This window comes from Clostridia bacterium (assembly GCA_017438525.1).
Lineage (GTDB): Bacteria > Bacillota > Clostridia > Oscillospirales > RGIG8002 > RGIG8002.
This window is the reverse complement of sequence record JAFRVI010000078.1, coordinates 1-20,459: the sequence shown is the minus strand read 5'-3', so window position 1 is coordinate 20,459 and position 20,459 is coordinate 1. Positions and strand designations below refer to the sequence as shown.

The window sequence follows — 20,459 nt, the reverse complement described above, 5'->3', positions numbered from 1 at the left end:
GATGTATTGGTACGTTGACAAGTGGTATTTCATACTCGTAATACCCGCGCTGATATTCATGCTCATAACACAGATAGTCGTCAAGTCCTCTATCAGCAAATACGGGCAGGTGCGCACCGCGAGAGGAATAACCGGCAGGGAAATGGCGGAGCTGATCCTTTCCGCCAACGGCATACTCGACGTTCGCATCGAGCGTCTGCAGAGCAGCGACGGCGACCACTACGATCCGAGGTCGAAGGCGATACGCCTTTCGTCGGACGTTTTTGACAAAAACTCGGTGACCGCCGTAGGCATCGCCGCGCATGAAGCGGGGCACGCCGTTCAGCACAATATCGGGTATTTCCCGCTGCGGATACGCAACTTCGTTATCCCGATAACGCAGTTCGTTTCATGGCTTCCCGTACCGCTGCTTATAATCTCGGTTATCGTTTCCAACGAAAACGCGAGCATGATACTTTTCAAGACCGCTTTCATAATACTTTTCGCGGGTTTGTTCGTGCAGCTTATAACGCTGCCGGTGGAGTTCGACGCTTCGCGCAGGGCGATGTCCGCGATCCGTTCGCATAACGTCCTTGCGGACGCCGAAGCCGTCGGCGCGAGGAAGGTGCTCACCGCCGCCGCAATGACCTACGTCGCGGCATTCTTCGTGACGCTGATGAACATTATCCGTTTGCTGATGATATTCGGCAGGAGAAGCGACTGATGACCGGTGCACGCGTCTGCGCCTATAAGGTGCTTAAAGCTGTTTCCGTGGGAGGCGCGTTTTCGCCCCGTGCGCTCGACGCCGGGATAAAGGCGGCTGAGCTTTCGGAACAGGACGCGGCGCTTGCCGCGAATATCGTATACGGAACGCTCGAGCGCGAGTCGCTGCTCGACGCGTACATACGGCGCGAACTGACGCGAAAGGGCAAGCTGCGTCCGGAGCTCGCCGTGATACTGCGGCTTTCCGCGTATCAGATACTCTTCTGCGACAAGATACCGGCGTATTCGGCGATAAACGAAGGCGTAGAGCTCGCCAAATCTGTCGATTTCCACGCCGGCGGATTTGCCAACGCCGTGCTGCGGAATATCGACCGCCACCGCGACGAAAGCGTTCTGCCGGACGCGAAAGCCGATCCGGTCGGATACCTTTCGCTTCGCTATTCCGTAGAGAACTGGATAGCGGAGGAATGGATAAAGGAATACGGCTTCGCCGCCGCTGAAGCGATACTCGCCGCGTCGGAGGGCAGACCTCCGCTGACGATCAGAGCAAACACGCTGAAAACCGACGCCGAACGCCTTGCGTCGTTGCTTGAGGCGGAGGGCGTGACGACGGAAAAACACCCGTTTATCTCCGATATGCTTACCGTTTCCGGAACCGGAGGCGTCGACGGACTCGCCGCCTACCGCGGCGGACTGTTTCACGTTCAGGACGCGGCGTCCGCGTTCTGCTGCGGAGTGCTCGGCGCGCAGCCGGGCGAACGCGTTTATGACGTCTGTGCCGCGCCGGGCGGCAAGAGCTTCACTGCCGCCGAAATGATGCGAAACGAGGGAGAACTTCGCTCCTTTGATATAAGCGAAAAGAAGGTCGGACTTATTCGCGAAGGCACGGAACGGCTCGGGATAAAAATTCTTACCGCCGCCGTCCGCGACGCGTCGAAGGGCGACCTGCCGGAAGCGGACAGAGTGCTTTGCGACGTGCCGTGCTCAGGGCTCGGCGTTATACGCAAGAAGCCGGAAATACGCCGCAAACGCGCCATGGACGTCGCGGAGTTGCCGAAGATACAGACTGCGATACTCGAAAACTCAGCCCGCTGCGTCCGTAAAGGCGGCACGCTCGTTTACTCCACCTGTACGCTGCTGCGTGCGGAGAATGAAGCGGTCGTCGAGGCGTTCCTGGCGAAAAACGGCGGTTTTGAGCCGCTTCCGTTTGCAACTCCCGACGGGAGAGAGGATTGGCGCGTCACGCTTCGCCCCGACTTGAACGGCACGGACGGATTTTTCGTTGCGAGAATGGTAAAAATATGACGGATATCAAAGCTTTGACATTTGAAGAGCTGACGGCGCTGCTTGCCGCCGAGGGCTGCGAAAGCTACCGGACGGCGCAGATTTTTCGCTGGCTTTATAATGACAGAGTCGCTTCTTTCGCGGAAATGACTAACCTTTCGGCAAAGCTTCGCGGTCGCCTCGGAGAACTGTTCTTCATATCGAAGCCCGAGATACTGCGCTCGCAGGTCTCTTCGGACGGCGAGACCGCGAAACTGCTTTACGGTCTCGCGGACGGAAACGCCGTCGAAACGGTACTTATGAAGTACAAACACGGCAACACCGTATGCATTTCCACTCAGGCCGGATGCCGTATGGGCTGCCGTTTCTGCGCTTCGACAAAGCGCGGACTGAAACGGAATCTTTCCGTTTCGGAAATGCTCGACCAAATAATCTTTACAGAGAGACAATTTTGTGTTAAAATATCTAATATAGTTTTAATGGGTACCGGCGAGCCGCTGGATAACTTCGATAACGTAGTGAAATTCATATCTATGGCGACGGACGAACGCTGCCTTGGTTTGAGCATAAGGGGGATATCAATTTCGACCTGCGGGCTTGTCGAGCGGATAAAGCAGCTTCGCGAAATGCGGCTCGGACTGACGCTTTCTTTGTCGCTCCACGCGCCGAACGACGAGATCCGCCGCCGCATAATGCCGGTCGCCGCGAAGTACGAAATGCGCGAGCTGCTCGCCGAAACTAAAGAGTACGCGGATTATACGAAGCGCCGCGTCGCGATCGAATACACGCTCATAAAAGGGCTGAACGATTCAGACGAAAACGCGAGAGAGCTCGCTTCCAGACTCCGCGGAATGATGGTCCACGTCAATCTCATACCGCTGAATCCTTCCGATGAGTGCGAGTGGGAGAGACCGTCGCCGGCGCGGATAAACGCGTTTCTGAACGTCCTTGAGCGCGAGCGTATCAGCGCGACTGTCAGACGCGAACTCGGAACCGATATAGACGCCGCCTGCGGACAGCTGCGGCTGCGTTTTGAAAATGAAGAAAAGCGTGCGGACGCTTGAAAGGAGTGATTTGCCGTGCGGGTATACGGAGCAAGCGACATCGGGCTTGTCCGAAAGGAAAACCAGGATGCCTTCATAATGGGCGAAGGTGAAAACTTCGCATACGCCGTGGTTTGCGACGGAATGGGCGGGGCCAACGGCGGCGCCGTTGCGTCCGATATCGCCGCTGATATAGTCGCGAAGCGTATTTCCGTTGCGGAAAAGAACTCTGATCTGAAGTACGTGCTTTTTTCCGCGATAGACGCCGCCAACCTCGCGGTCTATGAAAAGTCGAAGGAAATCGACACCCTCGAGGGAATGGGAACGACGATCGTTGCCGCTGTGGTAAGAAACGGAACGCTTTACCTTGTGCACGCCGGCGATTCCCGCGCCTATCTTTTCAACGGCACGGAGCTCGAGCAGTTGACGCGCGACCATTCCGTCGTGCAGGAGCTGCTTGAAAGCGGCGAGCTCACACCGGATCAGGCGCAGAACTATCCGAACAAAAATCTTATCACTCGGGCGCTCGGCGTCGCGCCGCTGCTCGAAGCGGATTACACCGAATACTATTTGCCGAAGAACTATTCCATACTTCTCTGCACGGACGGGGTGACGAACCTCATAGACGGAGCCGAACTTGCCGGCTTTATGGAAAAGCCGCCGGACGAAGCCGTTAATGAAATCATCGCTCTTGCCGTTGAGCGCGGCGGAACGGATAACGCTACCGCGGTCATTATCAGCGGAAATTCAATGGAGGGGTCAATCAATGGATAAATATCTCGGAGTAAGATTAGATAACAGATACGAGATACGCGAAGTCATCGGCGTCGGCGGAATGGCCGTTGTTTATAAGGCCTACGATCGTTTTGCCGAGAGAAACGTTGCGGTAAAGATACTCAAGGATGAATTCGCGGAGGACGAGGAGTTCAGACGCCGCTTCAAGAACGAATCCAGAGCGATAGCGATGTTCTCGCATCCGAATATCGTCAGCATATACGACGTCGGTTCCGGTGACGGGCCGCAGTATATCGTTATGGAGTATATCAACGGCATAACGCTCCAGCAGTACATCGATGTGAAGAAGGTCCTCCCGCTGCATGACGCGATAGCTATTATGGAGCAGACTCTCAAGGGCATACAGCACGCTCATGAGAGGGGAGTCGTTCACAGGGATCTGAAGCCCCAGAACATTATGCTGCTTGAAGACGGCACCGTCAAGGTCACCGACTTCGGCATCGCGCGCATGGCGTCTGTCGATACGAAGACGATGAGTGAAATGGCGCTCGGCTCCGTGCACTATATCAGTCCGGAGCAGGCCTCCGGCAACGAGACGGATTTCAAAGCGGATATCTATTCGCTCGGCGCAATCTTTTACGTTCTTACGACCGGTAAGTTCCCGTTTGACGGCGATACGCCCTTTTCCATCGCGCTGCAGCACGTCCAGAAGCAGCCGGACAACCCCAGGATGATCAATGACACGATTCCAATAGGGGTCGATCAGATCATTATGAAGGCGATGCAGAAGTCGCCCGAAAACAGATTCGCTTCCGCCGCCGATATGATAAAGGATATCCAGGCGGTCAAAAACGATCCGGACGTTGTTTTCGATTACGACCTGGTTGATGATTCCGCAAAGACCCGCTACTTCGGCAAAATCAAGCCGGAAGATAACGGAAAGTCAAAAAAGACTCCGTCTTTTGTGCCGATACTGATCGCGATAACCGCGGTGCTGGTCATTGCCGCGATAATACTCGTCGTGCTTATTGCCAAAAACAAGGGCGGCACCGATTTTGTCGTGCCGGACTTCAAGGGCAAGTACTACAGCGATATCGTCAACGATCCGCAGTACACAAACAAATTTATCTTTATCGAGCAGAACAAAGTCTGGGACGACGAATACGAAGAGGGGCAGATAATTTCGCAGCAGCCGAAAGACGGCACGCAGGTTTCCGAAGGCCACCGCATCTATCTGACGGTCAGCAAGGGCGTGCAGAAGGTGGATGTTCCTGACGTTGCGCAGCTTTCGTATCAGGCGGCAAAAGCGGAGATACAGAAGCTCAACCTCACCTGTGTCGAGGAGAAAAAATCCGTCGACGACGTACCGGAGGGGCTTGTCATAGGAACGAGCCCGAAGATCGGAACTCCGGTAAAAGTCGGCGAGGAGATAACGGTATACGTAAGCACAGGTCCGGTAGTCAGTCCCGTTGAAATAGTCAACGTCGTCGGACTTACCGAGGCAGAGGCGGAGAAGAAGCTGAAGGACGCCGGACTTGACAAGGGCGTTGTTACGACGGCCGCCTCCGAAAAGCCCGCCGGCACCGTCATCGCCCAGAATCCCGATAAGGGCACGCTCAATCAGGGAGACAAGGTCGATCTTACGATCTCCGACGGCACGCTCGCGATAAAAGAAGTCAAATACACCTTCGAAGTCCCGGAAATTTATAAGGATTACACGAGCTTCAACGTGGATATATATACAGTCAAGGAAAAGTCCGGCGAGAAGGAGTCCGTGCTGCGCCTCGTTGACGTAAATTATAACTCCGACCGCGTCAAAAACGGTATTCAGGTCACGTTTACCGGTCACAGCGGAACGAAGGAATGGGTCTTCAGGATAAATGAAGACGTCATTAAACAGGGCAAAGTCAATTTCGATAACGGCACTGTCAGTTTTAATTAAGGGCTGTTCCGGCGCGCGATCATGACAGACGCGCGCCGGTTTCACTAATTAAAGGATATGTTTTTACGGGAGGTCAGTTATGAAAAAGTTGCTATCCGCATTGATCCTATTGTGTATGATAGCGGGTGTTTTTGCCGGCTCGTTCACAATAACCGCATCCGCCTCGACGACAAAGGCGGAGCTCGAGCAGAAACTCAATGAAGCGCGCGAGCTCTACTTCTCGGGTGGGACCGAACAGACAAGAAAATACCTCTACGGCAAGCTTGCCGCCGCCGACGCAGTCATCATCGACGATTCCGCGGCGCAGCCGGAGATAGACAACGCTTACGAGCGTCTTGCCGCCGCGGTCGATGGATTTCTTCCGATGACCGTATCCGGCAGAGTCAATCTAAACGGCGTCGATAAATGGACTCAGGAGCAGGTCGAAAGAATGAACCGTTTCGGCCTCTCTTCGCTAATCGTCACCGACGTCAAGCCGGAGGGCGCGTCGCAGTCGCTGAAGTTGACGGCGTACGACAGTTACGTCATGTTCATCAACCGACCCGGTGAGGACGGCGCTTATTCGCCGTTCGGAGTCGATATGTATTTCTCGGACGGTCTTGCGCTGTGGCTCTCTTCGGATAACTACGACGCGGTCGGGAGCATCGAGCTTTACGTCGGCAAATCGACCGCGGAATCGGAAGAAATGCTCTCGGTCTATGATATCCCCGTGACGAAAGAGGGTTACGTCTACGTTCCGTGGGAGATATTCTATCCGGAGGTCAACTATCCCGATTCGAAGATAGATCTTTCCGGCGCGATGAACCTCCTCGGCTTTGCCGTTAGCGGCGAAGCCGGCGCGAGCGTTTATATTTCCGACGTTCACGCCTTCGTCGAAACGATAGAGAAGGACGACCGCGTCTACGAGGAAGTGAAGGTCACCGCTTTCGATCAGATAGACAACGAACACATCTATAAGATTTCCGATCCGGCGACCGGCAAGGTCGTCACCTGGGGACCGGCGCTCACAGAGACAGTCTACAAGCAGCAGGCGTCGAGCAGCCGCCTCGACTGGACTTCTTCCAATCAGTCATTCAGTCTTTCCGAGGGCAATGGCGACGACGTGACGCAGCAGTGGCAGATTTACAAGCAGCTCCGCAGCGGCGACTATCACATAATAAATCAGGGTACCTCCGCGACAATGGCGCGCGGCACGACGTTATCGATAGGAACTATAGTAATCGAAAGCGGAAAGCTCGCTCTTGAACACCACGAGGATCTCGATAATCCACGCCAAAAATGGTCAGTTACCGAATCCAACGGCAGATTCGTATTCAAAAGCGGCAGCAAGTACCTCGGTATAAGCGGCGGCGTGCCTGATCTCGTTTCCTCCGCTTATGAATGGGACGTATACGAATGCGTTACGGACGAATGGGTCGAGGTCTGGGGCGATGAGTTCGACGGGAACTCCATCGACCGTACGAAGTGGAACGTCGCGAACGGCAAAGTCAGAGGCGACAGCGAGCCCGCAACCTTCCGCGACGACCCGAATAATATCTACGTCAAGAACGGCGAACTCGTTATCAGGACCGTAAAAGAGGATTACGGCAACTATCACGCCACCTCCGGTTATATGGATACCCAGGGCATCTACGGCGTGACTTACGGCAAAATCGAAATGCGCGCCAAACTTACGGACGGCAAGCGTTCCTGGCCTGCGTTCTGGTCTATGGGACAGTACGGCAACTGGCCTTACAACGGCGAGCTCGATATGATGGAGTTCGATATCAGCGATAACGCAAGCGATCCGTACGCGATATACGGCACTAACCACTGGTTCACGTATCAGGGCAACCTTTACGGCAGCGATACGAGCAACGACTATATGATCCACGCCGCAAAAGGCACCACGATATATAACGAGAACAAGGAACCCTACGCTGACGACTACCACACTTTCACGGTAGAATGGGATGAAAAGCAGGCGCGCACTTACGTCGACGGAATGATGTATATGTCGATGCTGCTGACGACAGACGAGATCCGCTGGGGCTTCGGCGATAATCCGCACTATCTGATTCTCAACGTTTCTACCAAGGGGCCAGGCAACAACCAGATTTACAGCGATATGGCGGACGAAACGTTCATGTACGTCGATTACGTTCGCGTGTATAAGCGCGCCGGCGAAGTTTCGGACGCTCCGGCCTACAACGACGAGGTTCTGAACGCCTCCAACGTCGTTACAGGAAGCGGTTGGATGTGCGCTCTCGACGCTTCTCCCGACGGCAAATACGTCGCGTCTTCCGACAGAGGCACGGTTTACCTTACCGATACTTCGGATAACTCGCTTCTGAAGAGTAATTCCTGCGGATACAATGAAATTTCCAAGATACTGTTTTCCGACGACGGAACCAAGATAGCGGTAGCTTCGCGCGGCGATAAGGTCGTTATACTTGACAGCCCCGCGCTGACGAGGAAAGCTACGGGCTCTTTCCCGCACGTATACGTCGAAGCGGTTGATTTCAACGCTGACGGCAGCAAGCTTTTCGCCGGCGGCAGAATCAGCGGGGAAGCGGATAGCTCGATCCCGAGCAAAGACGTTTCGCAATACGTTTATATAATGGATACGGCGACCGGAGCCGTGACCGAAGGCCCGTTTACCGGCAGTAACGTAAGGACTCTGAAGGTTTCGCCGGACGGCACGAAACTCGCCGCCGCCTGCGCGAACGGAAAGATAATCGTTTACAACATCACCGGAGGCGCGCTTACCGAATACGCCGTGTTTACGGATCATATCCACTGCGCCAGAGGTCTTGACTGGTCTCCGGACGGCGCGCTGCTTGCCACGACCGACGAGGGCGGCAAGATATTCGTATACGACGTCGCCGCAAAAACGATGAAGTATGAAGCGGCGAACGTCAGCAGAGCTTCGATCCGCACCTGCGAGTTCTCGCCGGACGGCACGAAACTGCTCGTCAGCGGCAGCACCGACGGCGGCAGACTCTTCGACGCCGCTTCAGGCAAGCTGCTCTCCGTGATGGGCGGCTTCGGTCAGGCGGTCCCGACCGCGCGCTGGTCGCCTGACGGCAAGATGATACTCCTCATGAGTTTGGAGGGATACGGCAGACTCTATACCGCAAACGGCGAATACCTCCGCACGCTCAACGGCAGACAGGAAGGCACGTATGCGATCCATAACGCCGTTTTCGGCGCCGGTGGGACAAAGGTATACGGTATAACTTATCATAACAAGGCGAACACGCTTTGCTGGAATCTCGGCACCGGAAGTCTCGATACTTCCGAGCTTGAAGCTGCGCTCCGCGACGCGGCGGTCGCCAATCCGGATGACTACTCCGCACGCGCATGGGGAGTGCTGGAGGGCATTCGCAACAAGTATAAGAAGCTCGCGCGCATCTACACCGCCGACCAGGGCGACGTCACCGCCGCGGCGAGAACGGTTCGCTGCGCGGTCGCGCTGAAGGATAACGAGCCCTTCGGCTTCAAGCCGTGGCAGACCTCTGATACTTCGCTTATGACTGTCACGACCTGCCGCGCCACGATGCGAGACGTGACTGACGGAGACGTTACGCATAACGCGCTCTGCGTTTATTCCACGCGTACCAAGTGGGAGTTCAACAACAAGACCGCAGAAGGCATCGTCAAAAATCCGTTTGTAGCGGATATGCGCGATTACAGCGGATTGAAGTTTAAGACCTATTCCACCAAAGACGTTACCGACAGCGATATTCTCATAGGATACCCCGGCGAAGAGGAAGATACGATATACAAGTTCAACGTCGGAGCTATCGGTGCCGATAAGAAGGAGATCACCGCGCCGTTCGATCAATTCGTGCGCGTCAGCGGCGACGGGCAGCTTGATCTTTCAAGACTCGAAATAATCGGGTTCACCGGCGCGGGCAAGTCCACCACCGGCGTTTATTATTACGATCTCACCGCGTATCAGGAAGAAGGCGAAATGCCCGTCATCACCGGAGTTGAGGACGGCGGCGAATATGATGCGCCGGTCAATGTAACATGGAATACAGGCAGGGGAGAGCTTAACGGCTTCGATGTCGGAAACGGCGTGACGATCAATGAGCCCGGCGACTACGTCCTGAAGGTCATCAACCTTGACAAGATTGTTACCGTCAGATTCCGCGTGAACGAGGGCGCGCCCGGCATGCCCGGCGACGTTGACAGAGACGGCGAGATAACGGTTTCCGACGTGCTTATCTGCCTCAGAGTTTCGGCCGGACTTATGACCGTCGATGCGAATTGCGACGTTGACGGAGACGGCGAAGTTACGGTAGTCGACGCGCTCGTCCTTCTCCGCATTGCGCTCGGTATCGTTCCGCAGGGAAGCGGTATCCGCGGCATAGCGTTGATATGCGACGCTCCCGTCGACGAATGGGACGCGTTCACCGGCGCGGCGTATAAAGCTATTGATGATTTCGGCGAAAAGAATCATATTTATCGTTCCGCGTATTATCCGCTCGGCGACGATTTCGATAACGGCCGCCTGATCGACGACGCCTCGGCGGAGGGGTGCGACGTTTTCGTTGTGATCGGCTTTATGATGACGGATCTCATTGCGGAAAAAGTGCCGCAGTATCCGGACGCGAAGTTCGTCTTGATCGACGTTTCGCGCGACGAGCTGCTCGAGGCGGCGGGTGAGAACGTCTTTGACTACGGTAACGTCCTCTGCCTGACCTATCGCGAAGAGGCCGCCGGATTCCTCGCCGGTTATGCGGCGGTGAAGCTCGGATACGATAATCTCGGTTTCCTCGGCGGAATGCCTATCCCCGCCGTCACGCGCTACGGTTACGGGTTCCTGCAGGGAGCCGACGCCGCCGCGAGCGAGCTCGGCATAACCGCAAAGGTGAAATTCGCGTACGCGAATTCCTTTGCCCCGTCGGAAGAGATTACGGAGAATATGTGCGCATGGTACGACGGCGGAGTACAGGCGGTATTCGCCTGCGGAGGCGGCATCTCCCTTTCCGTTGCCGAAGCCGCGCAGGAAAAGGGCGGCAAGCTGATCGGCGTCGACTCGGATCAGTCCGTGATGTTTGATGAAGGGCTTGTCCTGACATCCGCGATAAAGGGTATCTACCCGTCTGTTTTCGGCGCTCTCGAAACGATACGGGAAGGCAATTGGGCGGACTGCGCCGGCCGGCACTTCCTGCTCGGTTTCAATGATGCGCTGGATCCGGAGAACAACTTCGTTCAGCTGCCGTATGATACAACGCTGTGGAATCAGGCCTTCGGGCAGGAAGACTACGCGCAATTGATCTCGCGCCTGTGCGCAGGCGAACTGACCGTTTCCGACGAAATCGACACCGCGCCGTCCGTTACTGCCGCGAGCGTCGAATACGTCGAGTTTTGAAATGAAGAAGCCGCGGCCTACGCGCATGCTGAATAAGGGATACAAGATAAAAAGCGGACAGACGTGAGCGTCTGTCCGCTTTCGTTTTATCAAAGAATAAATAAAAGGGGCTGCCTTTCAGCAGCCCCGTGCGTTGTTAGGTACAATCACAATTAAGAACCTTTCTCAAATCCGCAACCTGCGGGATAGGCGGTAAATGTGAGTAACTCAGGTCTCCTTGGTGATTTCTCCTTTTCGCTTATTTTGGTCTTGTACGTCGGTAACGCGTCTTTTTCGTTTTGCCCGACAGGGCACCGCGGTATCCGCAAAGGAGTGACCGCCGTCAATTCGCGTCAGACGGTTTCAACGAGAGCGCCGTCCGCACAACGCGCCGCCGACGTGGCGGTATTTGAGGTGTACATTGGAATCGCCCCCTTTATCTTTCCGACGAAGTATCCCTTCCGGGAGTCCGTCTGTTTCTTACGCTTATATATTAGCATCACTTATCGTAAATGTCAATAGTTTTTTTAAAAATATTTCAACTTTTTTGTAAAAAATGTAATATACATTGCAAAGAGAGGTAAAAGAGCTGGACGCTCAATCTGTGTTTCCGAAATTTTAAAGGCATATATAGTTTCAGGATATCACATATCAAGAATATTATCACAATATGACAAGATTATCATGTGCTGTTCTGATATAATATATACGAAAACGTGGGATTATGCGCTGTTTTGGCGCTATTTGTAAATCTTTCGGAGGAAAACTGATGAAGAATGTAAAACGTATAATTTCAACTGTTTTGTGCCTCGCCCTGATTCTGCCGACGGCGATAACTCACGTTGCGGCCGGAACCGGCGAGCTTGAGGCGTTGTCTATTACTGCAGCGGAGCTGCTTTACAGTGACGGCACCTGTGTTTCGCGCAGGCAGCTGAAGGCGGCTTACGATGCTGCCGAAGCGCTGTTGTATTCTGATAGTCCTTCCAATGCCGATGTCGCTTCGGTAACTGCGCTTCTTACCGACGCGATCGGCGGGTTCACTGCCGTTGCATCGCCCGAAAGGCGAGAGATCGACGGATTCGCCGCATGGGACTCGACGACAGTTTCATCGTTTACCGATACATCCGGGTGTGCGGTCTTTTACGATGAGGCAGTTCAGAACGGGCCCGCCGTCAAAGTCGTAACAGCCGGCAAAGATATTGCATTCTTTTCGAACGCTGCCTCTGATACGGAGATAGATGGAGCCGATGTTTTTACCGGTGATATTTCGGATACTGCGGGGCTGCGCTTCCGCACCGACTTCGATAATATTTCGCTCGTAAAGACCGTCACCGTTTCCGTCGGCGTCAGAAACGAAAGAGGAAGAAAGACCTATACTGCCGCCGGCATTCCTGCCAGGAACGGCTATGTTGCAATCGACTGGGAATTTTTCACTGCCGATTATGACGCCGTCGGCAGCGGAATCGATCTCGCCGAATTGAACTATATAGCTTTCTCGTTCGAGGGGGTAAGACCGGGTTTCATCGCTCGCGTTTCCGACCTGCACTGCTTTACCGAGAGCATTCTTTCTACTGTGAAGCCGGAGTATCAAGAGGTCAAAACTACGACAATAACATCCGGAAGTTACTACAAAATCGTCGACAGCAGCACCGGCCTTGCGCTGACGCTTTCTCCGGCTGTGACAGATACCGAAACCATGACTTCGACCGGCTATGAAAATCGTATCGTCAACAAGCAGTCGGGCCTTAATGTCACTATGGAAGAAAGGCGCGAGGATCCTTGCCAGGAGTGGCAGCTTTATCGTCACGGCGACGGTACATTCAGGATAATAAACAAAAACAGCTCGCTCGCGCTGAGTGCAAGCAGCTATGTTCTGAGCTATAAGATAGATACATCTATACTGAATCTTTCCGACGAAATGCAGGAATGGAAAATAAACAGGTCGTCCAATGGATTCAAAATCGTGGTCGCATCTGCGAACTCTTATCTCAACTATGTCGCCGGAAACCTCAAAGCATCGACCGTGCAGCAGGTGTGGGATGTCTATGAATGCGTCCGCGGCGGATGGAATCAAGTCTGGAACGACGAGTTCGACGGTGACGCCGTCGATCGCAGCAAGTGGATGGTCTACGACGCGAAGAATCGACCCGATACAGAACCCGTCTACTTCCGCGACAACGAAAGATTTGTTTCCGTAAGCGACGGCGAACTTGTTATTCGCACAAAACGTGAGGCGTATAACGGTTATCCGGTTGTCGGCGGATATCTGACGACCGAGGGGCATTTTTACATGTCTTACGGGAAGGTCGAGATGCGTGCGAAGCTCCCGACCGGTTACTGGATCTGGCCGGCGCTTTGGATGATGGGAGTTAACGGGAATTGGCCTCAAAACGGCGAAATCGATATCATGGAGCTCGTCGGCGGCGGAAAAGAGGACTCCAAGCTTTACGGGACTCTCCATTGGCTTTCCGACTATGTCGACAGCAGCAGAGAATTCGTCAAAGGCGTAGAATTCTATAACAAGAATGATGTCAGCTTAGGTGACGATTATCATACCTACGGACTTGAATGGGAACACGACCAACTGCGTATTTACTTTGACGGAATGCAGTATATTTCGATGAATATGACGACTGACGCTTCGCGCTGGGGATACGGTGACAATCCGCATTATATCATTCTGAACACCTCCGTTCGCGGACCCGGAGGCAATGTAGCTTATGAAGAAACCGCCGCCGAATCCGAATTCAATATCGATTACATTCGCGTTTCAAAGCGTGCCGAAGATATGACGGCTGCTGCCGAAGTGGCCTCCCGTGAATCGACGGAGGGTGCTAAAATCGGCAGCACCATAGGAGATAAAGGCGCCTCAAGAGTCGCCGCTTCACCGAACGGTAATTACATCACGGTTATCGACCGTGAGGGCAGAGTGATACAGCATAACGCGAAGACCGGTGAAATGGCAAATTATGAGAATTCGCAGGCGGGTCCGCTTTACGCGCTGAAGTATTCGCCCAGCGGCAAGTATCTCGCTGTCGGCTCGCGCGTGAGCGGCATAGTGATATATAAGTCCGATAACCTTGCGGCAAGGACATTCGTGAGCGCTCCGGGCGTTTATTTTGAAGCGCTGGAGTTTTCCGCGGACGAGTCGACGATTTTCGCTGGCGGTAGAAATGACAACATGACCGATGCCCCCGGTGACAACAAATACATATACGCTTTCAGCTCATCGGCGGGATCGCTGCGCAGAAAGACGTATCTCGGTTCCGACGCCAGAGCGATATCCGCGTCCGATAACGGAGTGTTTGTTGCTGTAGGCACGTCGTCAGGCAAGGTTTTCATCCTCGATGCCGATACTTTCGAGATATTGAGAGACGTTGATATGTCTTCGACTGTGCGAGGGGTAGAATTCATTCCAAACAGTACAAGATTCGTCGCCTCCAATGAAAAGGGCGATATCCTGCTCTATGACGCGGAAACCGGCGAAGCCGTCATGACGATCGAGAATCCTGACTGTGCATCGATTGCGTCTATTGCTGTTTCTTCGGACGGGAGCCGCCTTGTTGCGACTTCGAGTGATAATAACGCCAGACTCTTTGATCTCGGAAGCGGAAGACTCGTCGCATTGCTTGACGGGTTCGCTCAGATGACGACTTCCGCGAAGTTCTCTTCCGACGGGAACCGCATTGCCGTTTGCTCGCTTGACGGGACTGCCCGTATCTATGACAGAAACGGCGGATTGCTATACATTTTCCATGCGACGGCGAGCAGCAAGAGAGGAAACTGCCTCTCGGATATCGCGTTCTCGGCGGATGGTACCTCGGTGCTCGCTGCTCCGATGCAGCAGAATGAAGCTGTTTATTTCTGGACTCTGCCGAAGACGGTTGATAAGTCGCCGCTTTATAACGCGATAAGCGCCGCCTTGGATATAGATTATTCGCATTATACCGAGGACAGTGTGGCGAAGCTGCGTGAAGCGATGGAGGGAGCGAACCCGCTGCTTCGTTCGCAGAAGGTGACCGCCGCGGAAATCGCGGAACGTGTAATCATTATAAACAACGCCGCGAACCATCTCGTCAAGCTTCCGGGCGGCGAAGTTGTCCTCAACGGCTTCGACGGCTGGACGCCGGAGGATGTCGCTCAGATGACCTCGACAAAAGCGACTCTCAGTCTGACGTCTTCATCAATTTCAATCACCCCGAATGTCAAACAGTCGCTCTGTATAAGTGCGAGCTCGACTACTGCGTGGACAATGTATAATACAACGAGCGACGGAGAGGTTGTCGGCCGCAATCCGTTCGGCGCCGACCTTTCAAACAGCGACGGTATCTCGATCTGGGCGAAGGGGTTGACGAAGGAGCAGTCCAACGGTAAAATCTACATCGGACACACCGGCGTCGAGGGCGGCTTTATGTTCAGCGCTCCGCTGCCGACCATAACGACGACCGGACAGTATATCCATATACCTTTCTCTGATTTTACTCACGTTTCCGGAGAAGAAACGCTTGACCTGGCGAAGTTAAACACCATCGGTTTCTCAGGAAAAGGTGCAAAGGGAATGTTTGTGTTCACCGAGCTGGCAGCGTATACGGAACCGGGTGAAGCGCCTGTAATAAGCGGAATAACCGACGGTGCGACGTACGATATAACGAACGGCGAAGCACCGTCCGCCTCGTGGGACAGCGGCATGGCGTTCCTCGACGGCGAATACTATGTGGCGGGAACTCCCGTGACCGAAGCGGGCGAGCATACGCTTGTCGTGAATAACCACGGCACCGAAGCGACCGTTACATTCACCGTGACGGATAACACTCAGGTTCCGGTCATCACCGGCGTATCCGAACGCCAGGTCTTTGACCTTGCGAACGATGAAACAGCCGCTCCCGCGTGGGATGTCGGCACCGCCGCGCTGAACGGAGAAGAGTATGACGGCACGCCGGTAAACAAAGTGGGCGAGTACGTTCTTACCGTCACGAATGGCTACAAACCAGCGTCCGTTTTCTTCATCGTCGTCGATACTTCGGAAGTCAGCCCGCTGATGAAGGGTGACTTCAACGGCAATGGTAAGATCGAGGTCGACGACGCCCTTGCGGCGCTGCGCATAGCCGCGAAGCTGGCTGCGGAAACGCCCGAAGCTATCGCGATAGGCGACATCGACGGCAACGGCAAGGTCGAGGTCGACGACGCGCTGGCTATACTCCGCGTCGCCGCGAAGCTGGCGGACGTATCAAGTCTCGGAAATTAGAATGTGACTCTTATGACGTAGCAACAGCCCTCCCGAACGGGAGGGCTGTTGCAATGTGTTTCGCGTATTATTACTTCGCGTCTTCGGTCCTGATGTCGACTCTGCGGATCTTGCCGCTTATCGTCTTCGGCAGCTCGTCAACGAACTCGACTATGCGCGGATACTTATAAGGCGCTGTGTGTGTCTTGACGTAGTTCTGAACTTCCTTCTTCAGCTCGTCGCTGCCGACGGTGCCCTTCGTCAGCACTATCGTCGCCTTGACGACCTGGCCGCGGATCTCGTCCGGAACGGCGGTGACGGCGCATTCGAGCACGTAGGGGAGCTCCATGATGACGCTCTCGATCTCGAAAGGTCCGATGCGGTAGCCGGAGGACTTGATCAGATCGTCGATGCGTCCGACGTACCAGTAATAGCCGTCCTCGTCGCGCCACGCGGTGTCGCCGGTGTGGTAGACGCCGTCGTGCCACGCTTCCGCGGTCTTCTCGGCGTCGCGGTAGTATTCGCGGAAGAGTCCGACGGGAACGCGCCTGTCGGTGCGGATGACTATCTCGCCGATCTCGCCGACCTTCGTGGATTTGCCGTCGGGGAGAACGATGTCGACGTCGTACTGCGGTGTGGGCTTGCCCATGGAGCCGGGCTTCGGCACCATGCCGATTAGGTTGGCTACGGTCAGCGTCGTCTCGGTCTGCCCGAAGCCCTCCATTATCTTCAGCCCCGTCGCGTCGTAGAAGCGGTCGAAGACCTCGGGGTTGAGGGCTTCGCCGGCAACGGTCGCGTACTGCAGTGAGGAGAGGTCGTATTTCTTCAGATCCTCCTTGATGAAGAAACGGTACATCGTCGGAGGCGCGCAGAAGGTGGTGATGTTATACCTCTTGAAAAGCGGCAGTATATCGTCCGCCTTGAACTTCTCGAAGTCGTAGGTGAAAACGCCGGCTTCGCAGAGCCACTGCCCGTAGAACTTGCCCCAGAGCGCCTTTCCCCAGCCGGTGTCCGCGATCGTGAAGTGCAGACCGTCGGGATTGACGTTGTGCCAGTAGTGCGCGGTCACAAAGTGGGCGAGGGGATAGGTGAACTTGTGGGCGGCGATCTTCGGATAGCCCGTCGTGCCTGAGGAGAAGAACATCAGCATGATATCCTCCGCCTTCGAGTCGTTGTTCTCGCGCGGGAAGACCGTCGGGAACGCCTTCATCTCGCCGTCGAGGAAGTGCCAGCCGGGATATTCGCCGTCGGCGACGACCTTGATCTTCAGCTCGGGGCAGGTCTCCGCCGCGAGGTCCGCCTGATGCGGCCCGTCGCAGTCCGCGGAGCAGATTATCGCGGAAACGCCCGCGGTTTTGAATCGGTATTCGTAATCCTTCTTGACGAGCAGGTGTGTGGCGGGTATGGCGATCGCGCCGATCTTGTGCAGCGCGAGCATGCAGAACCAGAAGTGATAGTTGCGCTTGAGCACCAGCATAACGCGGTCGCCCTTTTTGACGCCGAGCGAGCTGAGGTAGTTCGCCGCCTGCGACGAAAGCTCGGACATTTCCTTAAAGGTGAAGCTGCGCTCGTGCTTTTCTCCGTCGAGGTGGAGCATCGCACGCTTGTCAGGATGGCGCTTTGCGAGCTCGTCAACGACGTCGAACGCGAAGTTGAAGTTATCCTTGTGCTTGAAGTTTATTTCCTTCAGCGCGCCGTTCTCGTCCTCCGTGACGTCGATGAAATCGCGCCAGATCTGATCGTCCTGCGCTTCCACGCTGCGGCGGCTGACTTCGCCCGTGAGGCCTTCGTGCGCGTTGTATTCCTGAGCGTGTCCGGCGGGATCCATGACGATTGCGACGAATTCGCAGTCGCCGTCGCCCGCGGCGATCATTCCGTGGGGAGTGATGCTGTCGTAGAATACGCTGTCGCCTTCATAGAGGTAATCGACGTGGTCGCCGATCTGTACCTTCAAGCTGCCCTTGAGTATGTAGTCGAACTCCTCGCCGGCGTGCGAAGCCAGCGGGATGGGCTTGTTCTGCGCTTCCGCGTCGTAGGGCGCGCGCACCCAGAACGGCTCGGAAAGGCGGCTCTTGAAGTTCGCGGCGAGGTGATTATACTTGAACCCCTTGCGGCGCGCGATGGGGAAGCCCTCGCCTTTGCGGACGATGGCGAACGCGGAAAGCTTCGCGTTTTCGCCGGTCAGCAGGTCGGCGATGTCGACTCCGAACGTTTTGGCGCACTTGTGGAGGAAAGTGAACGAAAAATCGCTTTCTCCGTTTTCGCAGCGGACGTAATCCTCAACGGATACGCCCGTAATTATGGCCATTTCCTCCGGCGTCTTACCGATAATTCGACGCAGCTCCTTGATACGTTGAGCGGTTAGGGCAAGCTGATTGTCCATTTTGTTTCCTCCTTTTTAGATTTTTAATATTCACGCGCTTGCGCGTAAACTATTTTCCGATTATACTCCGCAGTTTTTCCGCTGTCAAGCATTAAAGTGATAAAAAAGAAAAAATCCCCGCAGAAGCGGGGATTTTGAACGTTGTGTCAGATCTTCCGTAATATATCCAGAGTATGATGTGAAGCTCCGATCAGATCCTGCCGCTCGCAGACGGCGAAATGATAATCCATCCACTTCCCGAATGTCTCGTCGTCCATGGCGTCTATCAGCTCCCGTTTGTAATTCGTCGCCCCGTCCGCAGCGACAAGCTTGATTCGTTTCACAGGCACTTCGGCGTCAAGCGCGGCGATGTCTTCTGTGCGGACAAGTTCAAAAACGTCTTTCGGCTCGCCGATGCAGTGCCAGTCCGGAGTCAGCATATTGAGCTCCGTCACTTCGCGCAGATTGTTCAGGCCGAAAACGTACTGAATGACGGTCGGCTCGTTCATGCAATAAGCTACGAGGATGTGACCGTCGCTTTTTGTCACTCGCACGGCTTCGGAAAGCGCACGCAGTTTATCTTCTTTCGTATACAGGTGATACATCGGGCCGAGCAGCATGGTCAGGTCAAACGAATCGTCGTCAAACGCGGAGAGATCCAGCGCGTTTCCGCGGATCGCGGTGATGGGTTCCGTGCCGTCCAGTTTGGATTTTAACACGTCGAGGTTGTGCTCGATCAGTTCTACAGCCGTCACTTTGAAGCCCTGCTTTGCGAGAGTTACGCTGTATCTTCCGGTCCCGGCTCCGACTTCGAGTATCGCCGGATCGGTAATGCCGGCGAGGCACTCGCGCACGTACTTCATAGTAGTCAGATATTCAACCTGTCCGTGACGGGAAAGAAGACGCCCGTCTTCGTCGTAGTCGTTGTAGTATTGTTCAAGATAATCCATAGATTCCACCTTCGGAAATATGGTATTTTATTCTTTATTTCATGTGTGAGACTTACAAAACGAATGGAAATCAAGATAAGAATAGATATTTGTACGCGAGTTATATCCCGACAAAACTGGATTTGTTTTTATCTATGCTTTTCTAATCGTAAAAGACCTTCTTCATCCGGTACGCTGATTCCGTTTTTGTATGTGTATCCCATTTTTATATAAAATGGAGTTGCGGTGATAGAGGCGGGTATTTCAATTCTTTTCGCGCGCAGGAAGTATTCGTCTTTTTCCAAGGTTTCAATTATCTTTCTTCCGATTCCTTGACCCTGATAATCGGGTAAAACGAAGATGGTAAATAAACTGCTTTCATCCACTTTATCCCAGTAAGGGCCTATGGCTCCACAGCCCACGATCTTGTTCTCATCGCACGCAACGTAAAAATGAGTCCATTCTGCTCGCTTCAGGATTTTGTTCGGTTGCAATCTTTGAACTTCGTTTTCAATATATTCTTTAGGATAATCTTTGATATTTACTTCTCTAAGCGTCTTGATAATTAAATCAGACACCTCTTTTGAATCAGTTTGCAAAAACCTTCTAATGATCATATCTTCCTCCGTAAGTCCGGATTTGCCGAGATTCTATTACATTCTTTCGCTCTTTTCTTTCATGGTTTTTATAAAAGTATAGCATAAGACTTGTATTATTTCAAGTTATATTGCCGTCTTTGACGGCAGTTATATTGATCCTGCGGATCAGTTATATTGCCTCTGTGAGGCAGTTATATTATATTCGCCTTGCTATATTCAACCTGCGCGTAGCGCAATATCACTCGCGAAGCGAATATAACTGGGCGAAGCCCAATATAACTCGCCGCAGGCGAATATA

General features: G+C 54.0%; 10 protein-coding genes. 7 read left to right on the top strand and 3 right to left on the bottom strand.

Going from position 1 to position 20,459, the window contains the following annotated elements:
* Position 1: 1 nt before the first annotated feature.
* The 7 genes from IJL83_07540 to IJL83_07510 all read left to right on the top strand — a co-directional run bounded on the left by IJL83_07540 (position 2) and on the right by IJL83_07510 (position 16,292).
* Complete coding sequence (locus IJL83_07540; protein ID MBQ6553448.1) at positions 2 to 703, top strand: zinc metallopeptidase; 702 nt, start codon at positions 2 to 4, stop codon at positions 701 to 703.
* Positions 703 to 2,007, top strand: a complete 1,305-nt coding sequence (gene rsmB / locus IJL83_07535; protein MBQ6553447.1) for a 16S rRNA (cytosine(967)-C(5))-methyltransferase RsmB — start codon at positions 703 to 705, stop codon at positions 2,005 to 2,007. The genes IJL83_07540 and rsmB overlap by 1 nt, the downstream gene beginning before the upstream one ends.
* Entirely contained in the window at positions 2,004 to 3,050 is a 1,047-nt protein-coding gene (gene rlmN, locus IJL83_07530) for a 23S rRNA (adenine(2503)-C(2))-methyltransferase RlmN (protein MBQ6553446.1), read from the top strand. The genes rsmB and rlmN overlap by 4 nt, the downstream gene beginning before the upstream one ends.
* Positions 3,051 to 3,065: 15 nt before the next feature.
* Positions 3,066 to 3,803 carry a Stp1/IreP family PP2C-type Ser/Thr phosphatase gene (locus IJL83_07525; GenBank protein ID MBQ6553445.1) on the top strand — a complete coding sequence of 246 codons (738 nt, stop codon included), beginning with the start codon at positions 3,066 to 3,068 and terminating at the stop codon, positions 3,801 to 3,803.
* Positions 3,796 to 5,706 (top strand): protein kinase, encoded by a 1,911-nt coding sequence (locus IJL83_07520; GenBank protein ID MBQ6553444.1) that lies wholly within the window; start codon positions 3,796 to 3,798, stop codon positions 5,704 to 5,706. The genes IJL83_07525 and IJL83_07520 overlap by 8 nt, the downstream gene beginning before the upstream one ends.
* A gap of 79 nt (positions 5,707 to 5,785) precedes the next feature.
* The gene (locus IJL83_07515) at positions 5,786 to 11,068 is read left to right on the top strand and encodes a BMP family ABC transporter substrate-binding protein (GenBank protein MBQ6553443.1); all 5,283 of its coding nucleotides are present in this window, start codon (positions 5,786 to 5,788) and stop codon (positions 11,066 to 11,068) included.
* A 748-nt stretch (positions 11,069 to 11,816) separates the two neighbouring features.
* Positions 11,817 to 16,292: a family 16 glycosylhydrolase gene (locus IJL83_07510; protein ID MBQ6553442.1), complete on the top strand. Its 4,476-nt coding sequence runs from the start codon at positions 11,817 to 11,819 to the stop codon at positions 16,290 to 16,292.
* Positions 16,293 to 16,362: 70 nt separating this feature from the next.
* Here IJL83_07510 and IJL83_07505 read toward each other — a convergent pair whose 3' ends face one another.
* The 3 genes from IJL83_07505 to IJL83_07495 all read right to left on the bottom strand — a co-directional run bounded on the left by IJL83_07505 (position 16,363) and on the right by IJL83_07495 (position 20,179).
* A complete protein-coding gene (locus IJL83_07505; protein MBQ6553441.1) occupies positions 16,363 to 18,579 on the bottom strand; it encodes an AMP-binding protein in 2,217 nt (738 codons plus the stop codon).
* Positions 18,580 to 18,800: 221 nt separating this feature from the next.
* A complete protein-coding gene (locus IJL83_07500) occupies positions 18,801 to 19,583 on the bottom strand; it encodes a methyltransferase domain-containing protein (GenBank protein MBQ6553440.1) in 783 nt (260 codons plus the stop codon).
* Between the two features lie 128 nt (positions 19,584 to 19,711).
* Complete coding sequence (locus IJL83_07495; protein ID MBQ6553439.1) at positions 19,712 to 20,179, bottom strand: GNAT family N-acetyltransferase; 468 nt, start codon at positions 20,177 to 20,179, stop codon at positions 19,712 to 19,714.
* Between the last annotated feature and the right edge of the window lie 280 nt (positions 20,180 to 20,459).